General features: G+C 38.4%; 15 protein-coding genes. 7 read left to right on the forward strand and 8 right to left on the reverse strand.

Annotation, left to right across the window (positions count from 1 at the left end; genetic code table 11):
* Window positions 1-91 precede the first annotated feature (91 nt).
* Together GJU39_RS03730 and GJU39_RS03735 are read left to right on the forward strand one after the other, a co-directional pair.
* The gene (locus tag GJU39_RS03730; RefSeq protein ID WP_154279352.1) at window positions 92-2,896 is read left to right on the forward strand and encodes a TolB-like translocation protein; all 2,805 of its coding nucleotides are present in this window, start codon (window positions 92-94) and stop codon (window positions 2,894-2,896) included.
* A gap of 34 nt (window positions 2,897-2,930) precedes the next feature.
* Window positions 2,931-3,209 carry a lipopolysaccharide assembly protein LapA domain-containing protein gene (locus tag GJU39_RS03735; protein ID WP_154279353.1) on the forward strand — a complete coding sequence of 93 codons (279 nt, stop codon included), beginning with the start codon at window positions 2,931-2,933 and terminating at the stop codon, window positions 3,207-3,209.
* A gap of 381 nt (window positions 3,210-3,590) precedes the next feature.
* Here GJU39_RS03735 and GJU39_RS03740 read toward each other — a convergent pair whose 3' ends face one another.
* The 5 genes from GJU39_RS03740 to ispE all read right to left on the reverse strand — a co-directional run bounded on the left by GJU39_RS03740 (window position 3,591) and on the right by ispE (window position 7,582).
* Complete coding sequence (locus tag GJU39_RS03740; protein WP_154279354.1) at window positions 3,591-3,887, reverse strand: hypothetical protein; 297 nt, start codon at window positions 3,885-3,887, stop codon at window positions 3,591-3,593.
* A 101-nt stretch (window positions 3,888-3,988) separates the two neighbouring features.
* Window positions 3,989-4,711 (reverse strand): pirin family protein, encoded by a 723-nt coding sequence (locus GJU39_RS03745; RefSeq protein WP_154279355.1) that lies wholly within the window; start codon window positions 4,709-4,711, stop codon window positions 3,989-3,991.
* A gap of 299 nt (window positions 4,712-5,010) precedes the next feature.
* Window positions 5,011-6,177 carry a trans-sulfuration enzyme family protein gene (locus tag GJU39_RS03750; protein ID WP_154279356.1) on the reverse strand — a complete coding sequence of 389 codons (1,167 nt, stop codon included), beginning with the start codon at window positions 6,175-6,177 and terminating at the stop codon, window positions 5,011-5,013.
* 108 nt (window positions 6,178-6,285) lie between these two features.
* Window positions 6,286-6,705 carry an OsmC family protein gene (locus tag GJU39_RS03755; RefSeq protein WP_154279357.1) on the reverse strand — a complete coding sequence of 140 codons (420 nt, stop codon included), beginning with the start codon at window positions 6,703-6,705 and terminating at the stop codon, window positions 6,286-6,288.
* A 73-nt stretch (window positions 6,706-6,778) separates the two neighbouring features.
* Window positions 6,779-7,582 (reverse strand): 4-(cytidine 5'-diphospho)-2-C-methyl-D-erythritol kinase, encoded by an 804-nt coding sequence (gene ispE / locus GJU39_RS03760; protein WP_154279358.1) that lies wholly within the window; start codon window positions 7,580-7,582, stop codon window positions 6,779-6,781.
* 285 nt (window positions 7,583-7,867) lie between these two features.
* Here ispE and GJU39_RS03765 point away from each other — a divergent pair, with 285 nt between their 5' ends.
* From GJU39_RS03765 to GJU39_RS03785, 5 genes are all read left to right on the forward strand, one after another.
* Window positions 7,868-8,662 (forward strand): thymidylate synthase, encoded by a 795-nt coding sequence (locus GJU39_RS03765; protein WP_154279359.1) that lies wholly within the window; start codon window positions 7,868-7,870, stop codon window positions 8,660-8,662.
* Between the two features lie 55 nt (window positions 8,663-8,717).
* Complete coding sequence (locus GJU39_RS03770; protein ID WP_154279360.1) at window positions 8,718-9,251, forward strand: dihydrofolate reductase; 534 nt, start codon at window positions 8,718-8,720, stop codon at window positions 9,249-9,251.
* Window positions 9,252-9,573: 322 nt separating this feature from the next.
* Window positions 9,574-12,555 carry a protein translocase subunit SecDF gene (secDF, locus tag GJU39_RS03775; RefSeq protein ID WP_154279361.1) on the forward strand — a complete coding sequence of 994 codons (2,982 nt, stop codon included), beginning with the start codon at window positions 9,574-9,576 and terminating at the stop codon, window positions 12,553-12,555.
* Window positions 12,556-12,764: 209 nt separating this feature from the next.
* The gene (locus GJU39_RS03780; RefSeq protein ID WP_154279362.1) at window positions 12,765-14,093 is read left to right on the forward strand and encodes an NAD(P)/FAD-dependent oxidoreductase; all 1,329 of its coding nucleotides are present in this window, start codon (window positions 12,765-12,767) and stop codon (window positions 14,091-14,093) included.
* Window positions 14,094-14,229: 136 nt separating this feature from the next.
* Window positions 14,230-15,090: a hydroxymethylglutaryl-CoA lyase gene (locus GJU39_RS03785; RefSeq protein WP_154279363.1), complete on the forward strand. Its 861-nt coding sequence runs from the start codon at window positions 14,230-14,232 to the stop codon at window positions 15,088-15,090.
* A 75-nt stretch (window positions 15,091-15,165) separates the two neighbouring features.
* Here GJU39_RS03785 and GJU39_RS03790 read toward each other — a convergent pair whose 3' ends face one another.
* The 3 genes from GJU39_RS03790 to fbaA form a co-directional block, all read right to left on the reverse strand.
* Complete coding sequence (locus GJU39_RS03790) at window positions 15,166-15,588, reverse strand: GNAT family N-acetyltransferase (protein ID WP_154279364.1); 423 nt, start codon at window positions 15,586-15,588, stop codon at window positions 15,166-15,168.
* The gene (locus GJU39_RS03795) at window positions 15,585-16,070 is read right to left on the reverse strand and encodes a low affinity iron permease family protein (protein ID WP_154279365.1); all 486 of its coding nucleotides are present in this window, start codon (window positions 16,068-16,070) and stop codon (window positions 15,585-15,587) included. The genes GJU39_RS03790 and GJU39_RS03795 overlap by 4 nt, the downstream gene beginning before the upstream one ends.
* Window positions 16,071-16,211: 141 nt before the next feature.
* Window positions 16,212-17,291, reverse strand: coding sequence for a class II fructose-bisphosphate aldolase (gene fbaA, locus GJU39_RS03800; protein WP_154279366.1), 1,080 nt, complete (start codon window positions 17,289-17,291; stop codon window positions 16,212-16,214).
* Window positions 17,292-17,316 lie beyond the last annotated feature (25 nt).

Below are 17,316 nucleotides of genomic sequence, written 5' to 3' on the forward strand. Positions count from 1 at the left end.
AGTTAAAAAAAACAATCTTACTAAAGTTAATACAAAGTTTAATGAAGCATATTAAAATCACAAAAACTAATAATTTTAGCATCACCGATAAATGAAGTTAAATAAACGCAACAGTAAATTAATTATCAGATACTTAACGTCAATATCATTAAGTATTATATCATATTCGGTTTTTGGCCAAATCTTCAGTACTGCGCAGAACCCACTTAGTGTAGATTGGAACTATATTGAATCAGGAGGTTTCAAAATTATCTATCCCAGGCAGCTCGAAAATGATGCACAAAGAATGGCCAGGACATTACCTTTTATTTACCCGAAAGTTGGACTAGGATTAAGACAGCAAAAAACGTCCATCCCGCTCCTGCTCCAAAACCAGGGAACGGTTGCTAATGGCTTTGTTCAACTTGGACCGAAGAAGTCTGAATTCTACACTACACCTCCGCAGTATTTTGATAGCCAGGATTGGCTAAATAACCTGGCGGTTCATGAACTTCGGCACATCGCTCAGTTTGACAAACTGACAGGGAGTAAAGCTCGTCCGTTCCCTGAACTGGTTTACTTCGCTTACTTTGGAGCGGGCATTCCGATCTGGTTTTTCGAAGGCGACGCTGTAGTAAATGAAACGGCATTGACAGCGTCGGGTCGGGGCCGGCAACCAAACTGGATCATGCCTTACCGGACCTCAATTTTGAAAGGCAAAAAATTATCCTATAGTAAAGCTTATTTCGGATCGAATAAAGACATTACTCCGGGCTACTATCAAACCGGGTATCTGATGGTTGCAGACATGAGAGAAAAATTTGGCCAGTTCATATCAGACAGCTTACTGGGAGACATTAGAAAACGGCCAATCAGAATTTATCCTTTCTCAAAAAGCCTGAAAAAATACACAGGAAAAAACACCAGGAAATACTTCTTGTCTACGCAGGATAACGTCGCAGAAAAATGGAAAAATCAGCAGATGGAAACATTTACTAAAGACTACATTTCTATCAACAAAAAAACTGAACTGGCAACCAATTATTTTTTACCAATTAGATGGAACAATAAACAAGTTTTAGCGCTTAAAGAAAGCAAGCAGGAACCACGGCATTTTGTACTGATAAACGATGATCAATCTGAACAAAAATTATTCGGAATTGGCTACCAGGAACAGCCTTGGTTTAGCTTACAAAATAACGTTCTGGTTTGGGATGAAATCCGCTACGATCCGCGTTATAAACAGAGAAGCTACAGCGTGATTTGTTCTTATAACTTAAAGACAAAAAAATTTAAAAAACTTAGCAACCAAAGCAGACTCTTCTCCCCCACCCTATCTCATGATGGCAAGAAGATCATTGCTGTTAAGATTGAGCTAAATAATCAATTCAACCTGGTGGAAATTGACGCGAGCAACGGTGCCATTTTGAAAACCTTTCCTAACTTAGAAAATGAAATTCTGCAAATGCCCGGTTTCGACAATACCGGAAATAAAATTACTTATATCAGCGTTACTGAAAAAGGAAAAAATTTAAATTTACTGGAGGGCGATAAAAAGACATTGCTAATTTCTGAGAGCAGACAGCAATTAAGCAGACCAATTTTTATCGGTGATAAAATTGCTTTTAATGCGCACTTCAATGGGATAGATAATATTTATGAAATTGATATTAGTTCTAAAAAAATTACGGCACTAACTGCATCCAAATATGGCGCTTTCAATCCTTCAGAAACTGAAAACGGAAAAATTATTTTCAACGATTATAAAATTAATGGATATGAAATAGCAGAAACTTCAATAGAGCGAAAACCCGTTGGCGAAAACGGCTTTGTGGATTTTGCAAAAGCCGCAGAAAAACAAGAAAATATTGGAAACGTTTTTACTAATATTCCGGATACAACTTTCCAATCGAAACGCTATCGACAGGGTTTAAATCTTTTTAGTGTACACAGTTTGATTCCGGTTATCGAAAACGAATACGTTTTTGGTCTGGAGCTTCAGTCGAACAATTTGTTGAACACAATGGACTTCTACACAGGCGCAAAATACCACAGGGATTTAAAGCGTTTTGAATACAGTGCTGATATTCGCTATAAGGCACTATATCCAGTTTTAAGCGTTACCTACAGGAACAGGCCGAAGCGAACGTTCTATCGTGCTAAAAATGTGATTCAGCAGGGAGATTGGCGAGAGAACTATGTTAAGTTAAACGCATCTCTTCCGCTATCTTTTAATGCACGGAATCAAACCTATGCTTTTACCTTAAATACCGCTACAAGTTTTACGCAACGATACCTGCCTGAGAATATGCCATCGAATTTTATTAAAGCTTTAAAATTTCCGATGGAATATAATTTTACTTTTAACCACAGTGTGAGAACTACCGAAAGAGATATTGCACCGAAGTGGGCTCAGGTTTTAAGGGCTACCTATAATCATCAGCCATTTGACAAAAATCTTCGGGGCGAAATCTTGGCGCTCGAAAGCTTTTTCTATTTTCCAGGGTTGGCAAAGAACCATTCTTTCCTAGCCAGTTTCAATTATCAGAAGGCTAGTGGCATGAACCAATACGCTACGGAGATCGCCACGGTTTATGGCTACAACAATATCCTTGCGAAAAGCAAACTACAAAACAGCTTACTCCTTAATTATCGTTTTCCTTTTGCTTTTCCCGATTGGGAATTAGGTCCGCTGGCATACGTTAGAAATTTTAGGGCTGGTTTATTTTCTCATTACGAAAACATCGGAAAGGATACGAATATTGGCGAACCAAAAACTTATGGGATAGAATTGAATACCAGCGTAAACATTTTGCGGTATCAACCTGTTGTAGATCTTGGGGCAAGGTTGGTTTTCGTAAATAAGATATACAATCAAAATCCGATATTAGAGTTTTCTTTCAATTATAGCTTTTAACCCAGCCTTTTAACAAGGGCAAATAAAAAATACCATGAGCACTAAAACCATTTTCATCATCATTCTTACTGTACTGCTAACCATCTTCCTTACCGTGAACACCGATCCTGTTGATTTCGATTTCCTGGTTGCAACAGTTGCCGTTTCAAAACTATTAGTGATTGGAATTTGCGTGATTATTGGTTTTATTATCGGTTTCATTGTTGGTCGCCCTAAAAAAACCATCAGCAGCTACGATAATGAAATTGAGAGAAATCAGCCTGTTTCGACCAAGAAAGAATTAAGCGACGAGGACAGGGATTATATTAGTTGAGCAGAATGTTAATTTGTGATTCAGAGTGAAAAGAAACTCTAACGGATAGGTAGCGAAGTTGACGGTAACCAATAACCTATTCCTTTCAGATCCCTGGATAGTTATGGAAGTAAAACAGCTAGTTTCATCCATACATAATTTCAAGAAAAGATAGTGCCGAATGAATATCACACCTGATGGCTAAGGGATTCTCCATGCTTCAGAATGACAGCTGGGGATAAGACCTGCGACGTAACAAACTTGCTTCCACAACCTCAAGCATTTATTTATTGTCATTAAGAGCATAGGGAAGATCTGCAACAGGTAAATACCTACACACGTTAACCAAACAGCCTATTCTATTACCTTTTCTGGTATATAAGTTTCGCAAATAATCATCAATTAACTCAACGCCGTCATAATTTCTCCGTATAACAAGCCGCTTCCACCGCCATAATGCGGAATAATTTTTACGCCTGGTCTGATATTCAAAAGATTTGATTTTATCTTTTCTTCCTCATCAGGGGTAATACCATTGCCGAGCAACACCAGATCTATTTCTTCCACGGAGCAGATTGCTAATGCTTCTTCATCTGTGCACACGCAAATACCTTTCCATTCCGGGCGGGCATTTAAAAGGCGGTTCATCACGATGGTAATTTCTGTATCCCGACCGATATAAAGAATGGTAGTTTGCATAAAATTTTATGTTTAAATGTAAGAAGTCCGATAAGTAGTTTGCTTAAAAAGAAACCTCGTAGGTTTTTAAAACCTACGAGGTTTGGGCAAAATCAAAATATTTAGTTTAATTCCATCGGAACATCCATTAATAAAACCTCTGCATCTGCAGAATTTGCGATAAAATTAATGCTTTCAGTATCCCAAATACCTATAGCATCTCTTTTACTTAAAACTTGTCCATTAATAGTTACCTCTCCGCTGATTACAAAAGCATAAACGCCATTGCCTTCTTTTTTAATTTTATATTCTGTTTCAAAACCTTCATCAAATTTACCTAATGAAAACCAGGCATCCTGATGAATCCAAACATTATCATCTTCACTATTTGGTGATAATATTTGCTTAAAGTTATTATGACGGGCGGCAACATCTAAAGCCTTTTGATCATAACGCGGTGTAACATTCTTTTTATTTGGAAACAACCAGATTTGCAATAAATTGAGCTGAACATCAGGTAGCGCATTAAACTCACTATGACTTACGCCTGTTCCTGCACTCATCACCTGAATTTCGCCAGCCTTTATTTCGGCTGTATTCCCCATGCTATCTTTGTGCGCAATTGTTCCAGCTAATGGAATCGTGATGATTTCCATATTATCATGTGGATGTGCACCAAAACCCATTCCACCATCAATCAAGTCATCATTTAAAACTCTTAAAACGCCAAAATGCATTCTTTCAGGATTATAATAGTTTCCAAAACTGAATGAGTGGTGAGCGTCTAACCAGCCGTGGTTTGCATGGCCTCTGGTGTTTTCTTTGTACAAAATAAACTGTGACATAAACTTCCTTTCTTATTTATGATACAAATGTACGGCAGGGTTAAAAGCTACGCATTGATGTAAGGTAAGAAGTTTAAAGTAGAGATGATTTTGTTGAGCGTTTGAAGTCGATCGTTTGAATGACCAGGCAGAGAGAGATATTGAGCGTTGTTCGTTTTTGGTTTAGCATTTTGCCTGAGCCGGTAAATGATCTATTTTATCAGATTTTTATTCTTCTAATAATGTGTAAAATACATCATTGAAAAAAGGCGAGATAGCTAAGCCATGCTTGTCCATCTCGCCTGTAGTTCCAGTCAGCACTATGCTAATGCCTGCTCAATATCAGCCAAAATATCATTAATATGCTCCAAACCAATAGATAAACGGATTGAACCTTGTTCTATACCCACAATGTTTCTTTCTTCTTCAGTCAGTTTATTATGCGTACTGGTTGCCGGATGCGTTGCAATGGAACGCGTATCTGCTAAATTGGCTGAAATGGAAAATAATTGCAGGCTATCCATAAATTTACGGGCAGCATCAATTCCACCGTCAACGACAATAGTTACAATTCCTCCACCCTGCTTCATTTGCTTTTTAGCAATTTCATATTGAGGGTGTGACGGCAAAAATGGATATTTAACTAACTTTATCTTAGGATGTTTTTCTAAATATTCAGCAACTTTTAAAGCGCTTTCGCAATGGCGATCCATACGAACAGCTAAAGTTTCTAAACTCTTAGATAAAATCCAGGCGTTAAATGGAGATAACGCCGGACCACTATGCCGGGCAAAGCCGATAATTTCTGCGATCAGGTCTTTATATCCTAAAATTATCCCGCCTAGAACGCGGCCCTGGCCATCGATGTATTTTGTAGCCGAATGAATGGAGATATGTGCACCTAATTTGATCGGTTGCTGCAAATAAGGAGTTGCAAAGCAATTATCAACCACTAAAAGCTGGTTATGTCTTTTTGCCAACTGACCAAGAAATTCTAAATCAATAATGTCGATTCCCGGATTTGAGGGCGTTTCCACGAAAATCATTTTGGTATTTGGCTTAATCAAAGCTTCCCAGTCTTGCGGTTTGTCTAAATCGGCATAATCAAATGTTACGCCCCACTTAGAAAAAACATTGGTCAGTAATTGATGCGTTGAGCCAAAAACCGACCGACTTGATACGATATGGTCTCCGGCTTTTAAGAATGCTCCAAAGGTGGTGAAAATAGCCGCCATGCCAGTAGCCGTAGCAAAGCCATCTTCTGCACCTTCAAGCAAACACATCTTTTCAATAAATTCTGAAGTGTTCGGATTTGAATAACGACTGTAAACATTGCCTTCTTTTTCATTGGCAAACAAAGCACGCATTTCTTCCGCATCATCGAATTTATAACTCGAAGTAAGGTAAATTGGTGCAGAGTGTTCTTTATGCAAGCTGCGTTCGGTTTGAGTGCGAATCGCTATGGTTTCAAAATTTTCGGATTTCATTTTTTGTTAGTATCAAGATTTGAGTATCGAGTATCAAGATTTGTATGGAGTATTATTTTGCATCCAGCATTTTCGTCAGTTCGACTTGATACTAAATACTTGCTACCCCTAAACCTTATTTATTTTATAAGTAAAGTTAATTTTTGCAGAACGTCCCAGGATATTAGATACTGAGCAGTACTTATCGAAAGTAAGGGCTAGAGCACGCTCAACTTTTCCGGTATTTAAATCACCGAACAATTCAAAGTGAATTTCGATTTCATCAAAAATTGGAGGCATCTCTTCATCTTTTCTCGTGGCATTAATGGCTATTTTAATATCATCCAAAGGCTCCTTTTGCTTCGTTAATACGTTTACCATGTCAATTCCACTGCAACCTCCAAGTCCTACCAATAACATTTCCATTGGTCTGAAACCTTTGCCTTCGCCACCAATGGCAGCTTTTGCATCTAATTCTACAGTAAAACCGCTCTCGTTTTCTGCTTCGAAATTAAATTTCCCGCTCTTGCGGATGAGATTTATATTCATGTTATTCGTATCGTTGATCGTTTTTCGCTATTCGTTTATCTCACAACGATAAACGAATAGTGAAAAACGAAATTTAAATATTATAATAAACTAAATTGTTTTTTTCCAGCTCAGGCAATTTAACAGGTTCGTTAAAAATTGCAAAAACCGACGAACCGCTGCCACTCATTAAAGCGAATGTTGCGCCTGCATCGTATAAACTGGCTTTTATTTGATGAATTTGGGGATACTTTACAAATACCGATTGCTCGAAATCGTTGATAACCTTATTTTTCCATGTTGTTGGAGACAAATGTATAATTTCTTTTAAAGATTGCAAAGGCTTTCGCGGTTTTACCAACGCATAGGCATCGGCCGTACTAACGTGTATAGGCGGTTTTACCAGAACTTTGAACCAGCCTGACAGATCAACTTCGCATTTTTCAAATTCATCACCTTTGTTAAACGCATACACAGGCTTATTTTCGATAAAAAATGCACAGTCTGCACCAAGTTTACGGGCATAGCCTTCCATTTGGTTTACCGATAATCCCAAACTGAATTTTTCATTAATCAATTTAATTACGAAAGCACAATCTGCTGATCCACCTCCTAAACCAGCGCCAACCGGAATGTTTTTTAATAGATTTATCTGCTGCGCAGGAATATCATAGTCGTTTTTGATTAACTGATACGCTTTAAAACACAGATTATCGTTCGCATCTCCAGGAATGTCAATCCCATGAATCTTGCATGATGTTTCTGAAGCATCAACAATTTCTACAGCATCTTTAATATTAACCGGATAGAAAACCGTTTCGAGATTGTGGTAACCATCAGCCCGTTTCTCAGTGATGTTTAAACCTAGATTTATTTTCGCGTTTGGAAAGGATAGCATTTTTAGTCTGGAATGTTGAGTATTAAGTCTGGAGTCATTGCAAACATACGAAATTGGGTTTGGAGTTTCCAGCCTGGAGTCCGGAGTTCATCTTCTAAAAGTCAGCAAATGGATTTATTGATAAAGCTTGTTAAGTGGAGGGGTTAATTTCTAAGAGCCCAAAGCATACGTGTTAAAATAAAACAGGATGTCGAAAACTAAACACTTCAAGATTTGATAAATTTTCGATATTTGTGTTCAATTGATTATTTAAAATTTGGAAGCCTGCTTCGCGGGTTCGTGGTTATGAAACAATATTTAGATTTAATGCAGCACGTGCTGGCTACTGGTGCTCAAAAGCATGACCGTACCGGAACAGGAACCGTAAGTGTTTTTGGCTATCAGATGCGTTTTAACTTGCAGGAAGGTTTCCCGATGGTAACAACAAAGAAATTGCACTTAAAATCTATCATCCACGAATTGATCTGGTTTTTAACCGGCGATACGAACATTAAATATCTAAAAGATAATGGCGTTCGCATTTGGGATGAATGGGCAGATGCAGATGGAAACTTAGGCCCGGTTTATGGTTCGCAATGGAGAAGCTGGCCAACTCCGGATGGAAAACATATCGATCAGATTACAAATATCATCAATACCATTAAAAACAATCCAGATTCGCGTAGAATCATTGTTTCAGCATGGAATGTGGCTGAGATTGAAAATATGGCCTTACCGCCTTGCCATGCTTTTTTCCAGTTTTATGTGGCCGATGGAAAATTGAGTTGCCAGTTGTATCAACGCAGTGCTGATATCTTTCTGGGGGTACCTTTTAATATTGCATCGTATGCGCTATTAACCATGATGGTGGCTCAGGTTTGCGGATTAGAAGCAGGGGACTTTGTACATACTTTAGGTGATGCACATTTATATAATAACCATATTGAGCAGGCGAACCTTCAGCTGAGCAGAGAACCGAAACCTTTGCCAACGATGAAAATTAATCCTGATGTAAAAAGCATATTCGACTTTAAGTTTGAAGATTTTACTTTAGAAAACTACGAAGCGCATCCGCATATTAAAGGAGTGGTAGCGGTTTAACCCCTAGCCCCTGAAGGGGGAGCGAAAGGCGAATTGGAAATAGCGAAAATATAACATGAACAATGGAAATGAAAAGCCCTCTTTAGGGGGTTGGGGGTTAGCAATAGCCGTTGCCGTAGGCGAAAACCTAGCGATTGGTAAAGACAACCAGCTGTTGTGGCACATGCCTGCAGATTTAAAATTCTTTAAACAAACCACATCAGGACATACGGTAGTGATGGGCCGAAAAACATTTGATTCTGTCGGCAAACCCTTACCTAACCGTAGAAATATTGTAATTACCAGAGATGCGGCTTTGAAAATTGATGGTGCTGAAGTAGTGACCAGCTTGGATGAGGCTTTGGAGATAACCAAAACAGAAGAAAAGCCAGTTTTTATAGTTGGAGGTGCAGAAATTTATCGCCAGGCTTTGCCGAAAACGGAAACGCTTTATCTAACTACGATCCATCATTCTTTTGATGCAGATACCTTTTTCCCAGAATTTGAAAGAAGCGAATGGGAAGTATTGAGTTCCGAGCATCATCAAGCCGACGAAAAAAATAAGTACGATTATACTTTTGAGGTTTTAAAACGGAAGAATTTCAGATAGTTCTATACACTTAGCCGAAAATAGAAATATCTTCCGTGCCACTTAAACCCGATATAAGCGGCAGCCCCGGTTTTTTCTACCGGGCTACAGCGTTTAGCGGGAGCGAACCCAAACCAAATGCTGCTGCTCTTGCTTTCCAAATGAATCAACTGGTATAATTTGAACATTAAAATGGATGAAACGTAACGATTGCATTGGTATTATGCGCTAATCGAAATTAATCTTAATAAATTATCAGTTAAGGGGTTCTATAATTTAAAAATTTAATTAGATTTGCCGACTTGTTAAAAAACAGCGAAAGACAAATTATTTTAAACAAACAATGCAAGGAAAAGGTTTTATTAAGTTTATAGCGATAGTTTTAGCTATCGTTTGTGCGTATGCGCTCTCATTTACTTTGGTAGCATCCAATGTAGAAAAAGCCGCCAAAGACTATGCGAAGGGTGATCTAGCTAAAGAAAAAGCTTATTTAGATTCAATGAGTACCGAGAAAGTTTATCCGGTTGTTGGGTTTACTTATGGGGAAGTGAAAGCTAAAGAGATTAATTTAGGTTTAGACTTAAAAGGTGGGATGAACGTAACGATGGAAATATCGTTAGCAGAATTGGTTAAATCTTTAGCGGGCAACCCTACTGATGCTAACTTCAATAAAGCGGTTCAAAATGCACAGATCCAATTAAATGCCGGTGGTAAAGATTACATCAAAATTTTTGTTGATGAGTTTGAAAAATTAAGTCCTGGTGTTAAACTTGCAGATTATTTCTCTAATCAAGACAATGCATCTCAGTTAAAACCTAGCGCAAGCAATAGCGAAGTTGAATCTTTCTTAGAAAAAGAGGCAACCAGCGCAATTGATCGTTCATTTACTGTGTTACGTTCTCGTATTGATGGTTTCGGTGTAGTAAGTCCGAACATGCAAAAACAAGAAGGTAGTAACCGGATCTTAATTGAAATGCCAGGGGTACAGGATAAAGAGCGTATTGCTAAACTTTTACAAGGTTCTGCTGAACTGCAGTTCTGGCAGGTTTATCAGGTTCAGGAAGTTATGCCTTTGCTTGAAAACATTAATAAAACATTGGCTTCTACTTTAAAAGCTGATGCCCCTGCAACTACTAAAGATACTACTGCTGCCGCTGCTGGTGGTAAATTAGCTGGTTTAGAAAAAGCTGCTGCGAAAGATACCACTGCTAAAGGTGGTAAACTTGCTGGTTTAGGTAAAAAAGATTCTACTGCTGTAAAAGCGGAGTTAGCGAAATCTAACCCATTATATGCTGTGCTTAGCCTTCCGGTTTATCCGGGAGAAAACGGGCAACAACAATTAATGCCAGGTGCTGTAGTAGGTATGTCTTTACAAAAAGATACTGCTAAAGTTAATTCATACCTGAGAATGCCTGAGGTTGCTGCCGCAATTCCATCTACGATGAAATTTATGTGGAGCGTTAAACCGAGAGAAGGTTCTAAAGTTTTCGAACTTTACGCTATTAAAGCAGTAAGTGCTGATGGAAAGCCTGATTTAGGTGGTGATGCGATTAGCGATTCAAAAGATGATTTCGATCAAAAAGGCAAACCAGAAGTAACCATGTACATGACCAGCGAAGGTGCTGCGAAATGGAAAAAAATTACTGCTGAAGCTGCTGCTGATGCAAACAACAAAAAATCTATCGCGATTGTACTCGATAACCAGGTTTATTCTGCACCTACGGTTCAGAATGAAATTGCCGGTGGTGTTTCTTCCATTACTGGAAACTTTACCCAGGCAGATACTAAAGATTTATCAAACATCTTAAAAGCAGGTAAATTACCAGCGCCGGCACGTATTGCAGGTAGCTATGTAGTTGGTCCTACTTTAGGTGCACAAGCTATTCACGATGGTTTAATATCTTTCGTGATTGCGTTTATAGTGATCTTAATCTTCATGGCTTTATATTACCACCGTGCTGGCTGGGTTGCCAACTTCGCGTTGTTAATTAACTTATTCTTCATCATCGGTATCCTGGTATCTTTAGGTGCTGTTTTAACTTTACCTGGTATTGCCGGTATCGTACTAACGATTGGTTTATCGGTAGATGCGAATATCTTGATTTTCGAACGTGTACGTGAAGAACTTGCCCACGGTAAAACAGTTTCGTTAGCAATTAAAGAAGGTTTCAAGCATGCAATGCCTTCTATTATCGATTCGAACGTTACATTATTCATATTAGGTGCTATTCTTTACGTATTTGGTAGCGGTCCGGTTCAGGGCTTTGCAACTACCTTATGTATTGGTATTCTTTCATCATTATTTGCAGCAGTTGCCATTTCAAGAGTAGTATTTGAGGCGATGTTAGATCGCAAAATCGAAATCAGTTTCGATAATAACTTCACCCGTAATGCATTTAAAAATTTAGCATTCAATTTTGTAGGTCGTCGTAAAATCTATTACATTATCTCTACAGTAATCATTGTTGCAGGTATTGGGATGTACTTCAAAAATGGTGGTTTAAATCTAGGTGTCGATTTTAAAGGTGGCAGAACTTATTTGGTTCACTTCGATAATGCAGTAAATACTGAAGATTTAAAATCAAAATTAACGTCTGTTTTTGGAGATGAAACACCAGAGGTTAAAACTGCTGGTGAAGATAATCAGGTAAAAATCACTACTACTTACCACATCGAAGATCAGGATGTCAAAACGGATAAATTTGTTGAAGATGCCTTGAATAAAGGTTTAGCTGGTTCCAAATATGAAGTGGTAAGCTCGCAAAAAGTTACTCCGATTATTGCCAGTGATATTGTAAACGGTGCATTTTATGCGGTATTGATTTCATGTATCTTCATGTTTATCTACATTGTTGTTCGATTCAAAAAATGGCAGTATGGTTTAGGTGCGGTAATTGCATTGGCGCATGATGTTTTAATGGTATTGTCTTTCTACACGATTTTAGATGGAATAATGCCATTCTCTTTAGAAATTGGTCAGGATTTTATTGCAGCAATCTTAACCGTTATGGGTTATACCATGACAGAAACTGTTGTGGTATTCGATCGGATCCGTGAGAAATTGAAAGAATCTGGTAAAGAAGATTTACATGGAGAAGAACGTAATAACTTAATCAACTTCGCATTGAACAGCACATTAAGTCGTACAATTTTAACGTCATTAACGGTGTTCTTCGTGTTATTGGTTATTTTCATTTTCGGTGGCGATAGCATCCGCGGATTTATCTTCGCCTTGTTAATCGGTCGTATAATTGGTACGTATTCATCATTATGTATCTCTACGCCTATCGTAATTGATTTAGGTAGCTCTGCAGAGAAAAAATAAGACCTTAAAATTATAAATATATTGAACGCCTCGATTTTATCGGGGCGTTTTTTTTTGCACCAAATTTAAACCTTTAAACCAGAGGTTCGCCGTACTTGCTAACCCGGATGTTATAAAATCCAAAGCGCTAATTGAAGAAGGGGAATTGCCGGTTGTAAACCTTTTAAGTATCTTTTTGTTAGATTAGTAAAACAATAAACCAATAGAGAATGGATTTACAGCTTCCTAAAAGTGAACACCCTAGAATAGTGATTGTTGGCGGCGGATTTGGCGGAATTGAACTGGCCAAGCGACTGAAAAAAAAACCTTTCCAGGTTGTCATGTTAGATAAACACAATTACCATACTTTTCAACCCCTCCTCTATCAGGTAGCAACCGGAGGTTTAGAAGCTGAATCTATTGCCTTTCCCCTTCGCAAAATTTTTAAAGGACAAAAGAATCTCACGTTTAGGGTAACGAAAGTTAAAAATATCGATGCTGAAAAAAATTGTTTGAAAACTGATATCGGTGACATTAGTTACGATTATTTAGTTCTTGCTACTGGTTCTACGAGTAATTTTTTTGGCAATAAAGAGATTGAACAAAACTCAATGCCAATGAAATCGATTCCCGAAGCATTGGATTTAAGAAGCCTGATTTTACAGAATTTCGAAAAATCCCTCATCGAAACGGATGTAATTAAAAAACATGCATTGTTAAACTTCGTAGTAGTTGGTGGCGGACCAACAGGTGTAGAAACATCCGGAGCCATTGCAGAACTTAAAAAGCATGTCATTCCGAATGATTATCCAGAAATGGATTTAAATAAAATAAACATCTATCTGGTTGAAAATTCTCCCGAACTGTTAGGCCCAATGTCGCCCCAGGCACAGGTTAAGTCTAAAGAATTCCTGATTGAGATGGGTGTACGGGTGATGAATGAAACCCGGGTATTGGGTTACGATGGATTAACGCTTACCCTGCAGGATAAAGATCCTATTATGGCATCAACTGTAATTTGGAGCGCTGGTGTAAAAGGCGAATTAGTGGCTGGCTTAGATCGGGCAGAAGTTGTTCGTGGAGGCCGGTTAAAAACAGACCAGCAAAACCTCATTGTTGGGTATAACAACGTTTATGCGATTGGGGATGTTGCCTCAATTATTGATGAAGCAACTCCAAATGGCCATCCCGGAGTTGCTCCGGTTGCCATTCAGCAAGGACATCATTTAGCCAAAAACCTGGTTAACATCATCGAAAATAAGCCTTTAGAACCTTTTAAGTATTTCGACAAAGGCTCAATGGCAACAGTTGGCAGGAACAAAGCAGTTGTAGATATCGGCAAAATACGCTTTCAGGGCGTATTCGCCTGGTTTACCTGGATGTTCGTTCACCTGATGAGCCTGGTCGGTTTCAGAAACAAGATTATAGTTTTTGTAAACTGGCTTTGGAGCTATTTTAGTTATGACCGCGGAACAAGATTAATCATCAGAACGTTCGCAAAAGATAGAAGTGTAGATTACCGAAAGGAAGTGGAAAGTGTGAAGGAAGTTAGTCGTTAGTCGTTAGTCGTTAGTCGTTAGTCGTTAGTCGTTAGTCGTTAGTCGTTAGGGGAAATTAAAACGAGTGCAGTTTGTTTTAGTAACTTTTTTCATAGCAAAAACTTTGCGACCTTAGTGGCGAATAACCAATAGTTCAATGAGCCAAAACAAATTTAAATTAGTGGAGTGTCCGCGTGATGCCATGCAGGGATTGCATGATTTTGTACCGACGGCATTTAAAGCTGAATACCTGAATTTGCTTCTTCAGGTTGGCTTTGATACGCTTGATTTTGGAAGTTTTGTTTCGCCGAAATCCATTCCACAATTGGCTGATACAGCCGAAGTTTTGGCTAATTTGGATTTGAGCGCTACTAAAACGAAGCTTTTGGCAATTGTTGCAAATCTAAGGGGTGTAGAAGAAGCTATTAAGCATCCGGAGATCACTTACCTTGGTTTTCCCTTTTCAATCTCTGAAACCTTTCAGCAACGTAATACCAACTCCAGTATTACGCAATCTCTCCACACCGTTGAAGAAATGCTTTCCCGGTGTGATCAAAATAATAAAACGGCGGTAGTTTATTTATCGATGGGTTTTGGAAATCCGTATGGAGACGAGTGGAATTATGAAATTGTAGCGCATTGGGCTGATGTGTTGGTAAATCAAGGCGTTCAAATTCTCTCTTTGGCAGATACCGTTGGCGTATCTACTCCTGAGAATATCAACAATATCTTACCTAGACTGATCTCGAATTTTAAAAATACAGAAATCGGTATCCACCTCCACTCCACCCCCGCCGATCGCACTGAAAAAATTGAAGCAGCCTATCACTCTGGCGTAAAACGGATAGATTCAGCATTAAAAGGTTTTGGCGGTTGCCCTATGGCAGCAGACGATCTTACCGGAAACATTGCTACAGAAGAGGTAATTAGCTTTTTAGATTTAAAGGGTGAAAGCTTGAATTTAAATATGGATAAATGGAATGAAGCCTTGGTTTTATCCGGGAAAATATTTGGGTAGCCTATTATTTCTACACGGAAATGCAGATTTCACGGAAAATATCCTGTGTATTCCATGTTTCCGTGGCGAATAAAGCTAAACCTTCTTCACCATTTTAAGATGCTGTATACCGGCCTCATCAAACTGCTCACCTTCTGCAACGAAACCAAATTTCGCATATAAACTCATCGCATCTAACTGGGAGTTTAAATAAATATAATGAGCATCTTCAGGTAAATCAGACAGCGCCTCTGCAATTAAAGCCCTGCCGACACCTTGTCCCCTGAAATCTTTTAATACCGCAAATCTCTCCAGTTTATACCCAGCATCAGTTTTACGCCAGCGGCACGCCCCACACGGTTGTCCATTATTAGTGGCCAGGAAATGGGTGGAAACATCTTCATTTTCCCATTCCAATTCAGGCGGACAATTCTGCTCGTCAACAAAAACAATTTTACGTATCGCAAATACTTTATCTAACTCCTCTGGATGGATAACTTTTTGAACCTGTAAGCTCATGATTTATCGTGTTTAAAATGTTTATTCGTCTTTAATTTCGTTTCATTCAGCTCTTTCGCTACATCAATAGAATGAGAGCAGTGAATATCGGCCTCTTTTTTGGCAAGTGTGGCAATCGTAACATAAAATTTATGAAGTTGATCCAACTCCTGCTCACTCAAATCTTCAATATCAACCATGCGGTTACTGGCACCTTGCTGAGCGGCAATAAGTTCGTTCAATTTCAATTGAATGGCTTTCCCGTCCTTATTCTGTGCCTTTTGAATCAGAAAAACCATCAGAAAGGTAATAATTGTTGTTCCTGTATTGATAACTAATTGCCAGGTTTCTGAATAATGAAATACCGGCCCGGTTACTGCCCATAGTAAAACGATTGTCGTAGCAGCAATAAAAGCAAATGAACTGCCCGTAAATTTTGTTGCCGCATTAGCAAATTTCTCAAAAAGATTATTTTTTTTAATGCCTGTTTTAGATTTTATCATCACATTTCGTTTGCTTAAATGTAATCATAAAAACAAACAAAAGCGCCATAAGTTTTCCAACCTACGGCGCTATTTATTGAATTATGAATGAATGATTTTTAAATGATAAACTCACTATTAAATCATAAAAATCAACTCAGATTATAATTTATCGTTTGCGTTGATGCAATTTAAATCTTCAAATGCAGCAGTTAAACGCTTCACAAATGTTTCTTCACCTTTGCGTAACCAAACACGTGGATCATAATATTTTTTGTTCGGTTTATCATCACCATCAGGGTTACCAATCTGGCCCTGAAGGAATGCTTCGTTCTTTTTATAATATTCTAAAATACCTTCCCAGAATGCCCATTGCATATCAGTATCGATATTCATTTTAATTGCACCATAAGAAATTGCCTCTCTGATTTCTTCCTGAGAAGAGCCAGAACCGCCGTGGAATACGAAGTTAATTGGCTTCTCAGCGGTTAATGCAAATTTCTCTTTTACAAAATCCTGAGAATTTTTCAAAATAACTGGTTGTAATTTCACATTACCTGGTTTGTAAACACCGTGAACATTTCCAAATGCAGCTGCAACCGTAAAACGTGGTGACACTTTACTTAATTCCTCATAAGCATAAGCAACCTCACTTGGCTGAGTATATAGTTTAGAGCTATCAACATCACTGTTATCCACACCATCTTCTTCACCACCGGTAACACCTAATTCAATTTCGATCGTCATGTTCATTTTAGACATGCGCTCAAGATATTTGGCAGAGATTTCCATGTTTTCTTCGATCGACTCTTCAGATAAATCCAACATGTGAGACGAAAACAAAGGTTTTCCGGTTTCAGCGAAGAACTTTTCACCATGATCTAAAAGGCCGTCAATCCAGGGCAATAATTTTTTTGCAGCATGGTCTGTGTGTAAAACCACCGCAACACCATAATGTTCTGCTAATAAATGTACATGTTTAGCTGCAGATACTGCTCCTAAAATACATGCCTGCAATTTCTCATTATCTAAAGATTTACCTGCGTAAAATTGCGCACCACCATTAGATAATTGAATCATAACAGGCGAATTTACTGCCTTAGCAGTTTCCAATACCGCGTTAACCGTATTTGTACCGGTTACGTTTACTGCTGGTAAAGCAAACTGATGTTTTTTAGCCTGCTCAAATAATTCTTGAACGGCATCTCCGTAAATTACGCCTTTGTAGCCTTTTAAACTCATCTCTTGTTAATTTTATTAAGTCCGA

The sequence above is a fragment of the Pedobacter petrophilus genome (assembly GCF_009674725.1).
GTDB classification, from domain to species: domain Bacteria; phylum Bacteroidota; class Bacteroidia; order Sphingobacteriales; family Sphingobacteriaceae; genus Pedobacter; species Pedobacter petrophilus.

Coding starts and splice junctions, on each gene's coding strand:
- GJU39_RS03730 (WP_154279352.1), top strand. CDS start 92: ATGAAGTTAAATAAACGCAACAGTAAATTAATTATCAGATACTTAACG.
- GJU39_RS03735 (WP_154279353.1), top strand. CDS start 2,931: ATGAGCACTAAAACCATTTTCATCATCATTCTTACTGTACTGCTAACC.
- GJU39_RS03740 (WP_154279354.1), bottom strand. CDS start 3,887: ATGCAAACTACCATTCTTTATATCGGTCGGGATACAGAAATTACCATC.
- GJU39_RS03745 (WP_154279355.1), bottom strand. CDS start 4,711: ATGTCACAGTTTATTTTGTACAAAGAAAACACCAGAGGCCATGCAAAC.
- GJU39_RS03750 (WP_154279356.1), bottom strand. CDS start 6,177: ATGAAATCCGAAAATTTTGAAACCATAGCGATTCGCACTCAAACCGAA.
- GJU39_RS03755 (WP_154279357.1), bottom strand. CDS start 6,705: ATGAATATAAATCTCATCCGCAAGAGCGGGAAATTTAATTTCGAAGCA.
- ispE (WP_154279358.1), bottom strand. CDS start 7,582: ATGCTATCCTTTCCAAACGCGAAAATAAATCTAGGTTTAAACATCACT.
- GJU39_RS03765 (WP_154279359.1), top strand. CDS start 7,868: ATGAAACAATATTTAGATTTAATGCAGCACGTGCTGGCTACTGGTGCT.
- GJU39_RS03770 (WP_154279360.1), top strand. CDS start 8,718: ATGAACAATGGAAATGAAAAGCCCTCTTTAGGGGGTTGGGGGTTAGCA.
- secDF (WP_154279361.1), top strand. CDS start 9,574: ATGCAAGGAAAAGGTTTTATTAAGTTTATAGCGATAGTTTTAGCTATC.
- GJU39_RS03780 (WP_154279362.1), top strand. CDS start 12,765: ATGGATTTACAGCTTCCTAAAAGTGAACACCCTAGAATAGTGATTGTT.
- GJU39_RS03785 (WP_154279363.1), top strand. CDS start 14,230: ATGAGCCAAAACAAATTTAAATTAGTGGAGTGTCCGCGTGATGCCATG.
- GJU39_RS03790 (WP_154279364.1), bottom strand. CDS start 15,588: ATGAGCTTACAGGTTCAAAAAGTTATCCATCCAGAGGAGTTAGATAAA.
- GJU39_RS03795 (WP_154279365.1), bottom strand. CDS start 16,070: ATGATAAAATCTAAAACAGGCATTAAAAAAAATAATCTTTTTGAGAAA.
- fbaA (WP_154279366.1), bottom strand. CDS start 17,291: ATGAGTTTAAAAGGCTACAAAGGCGTAATTTACGGAGATGCCGTTCAA.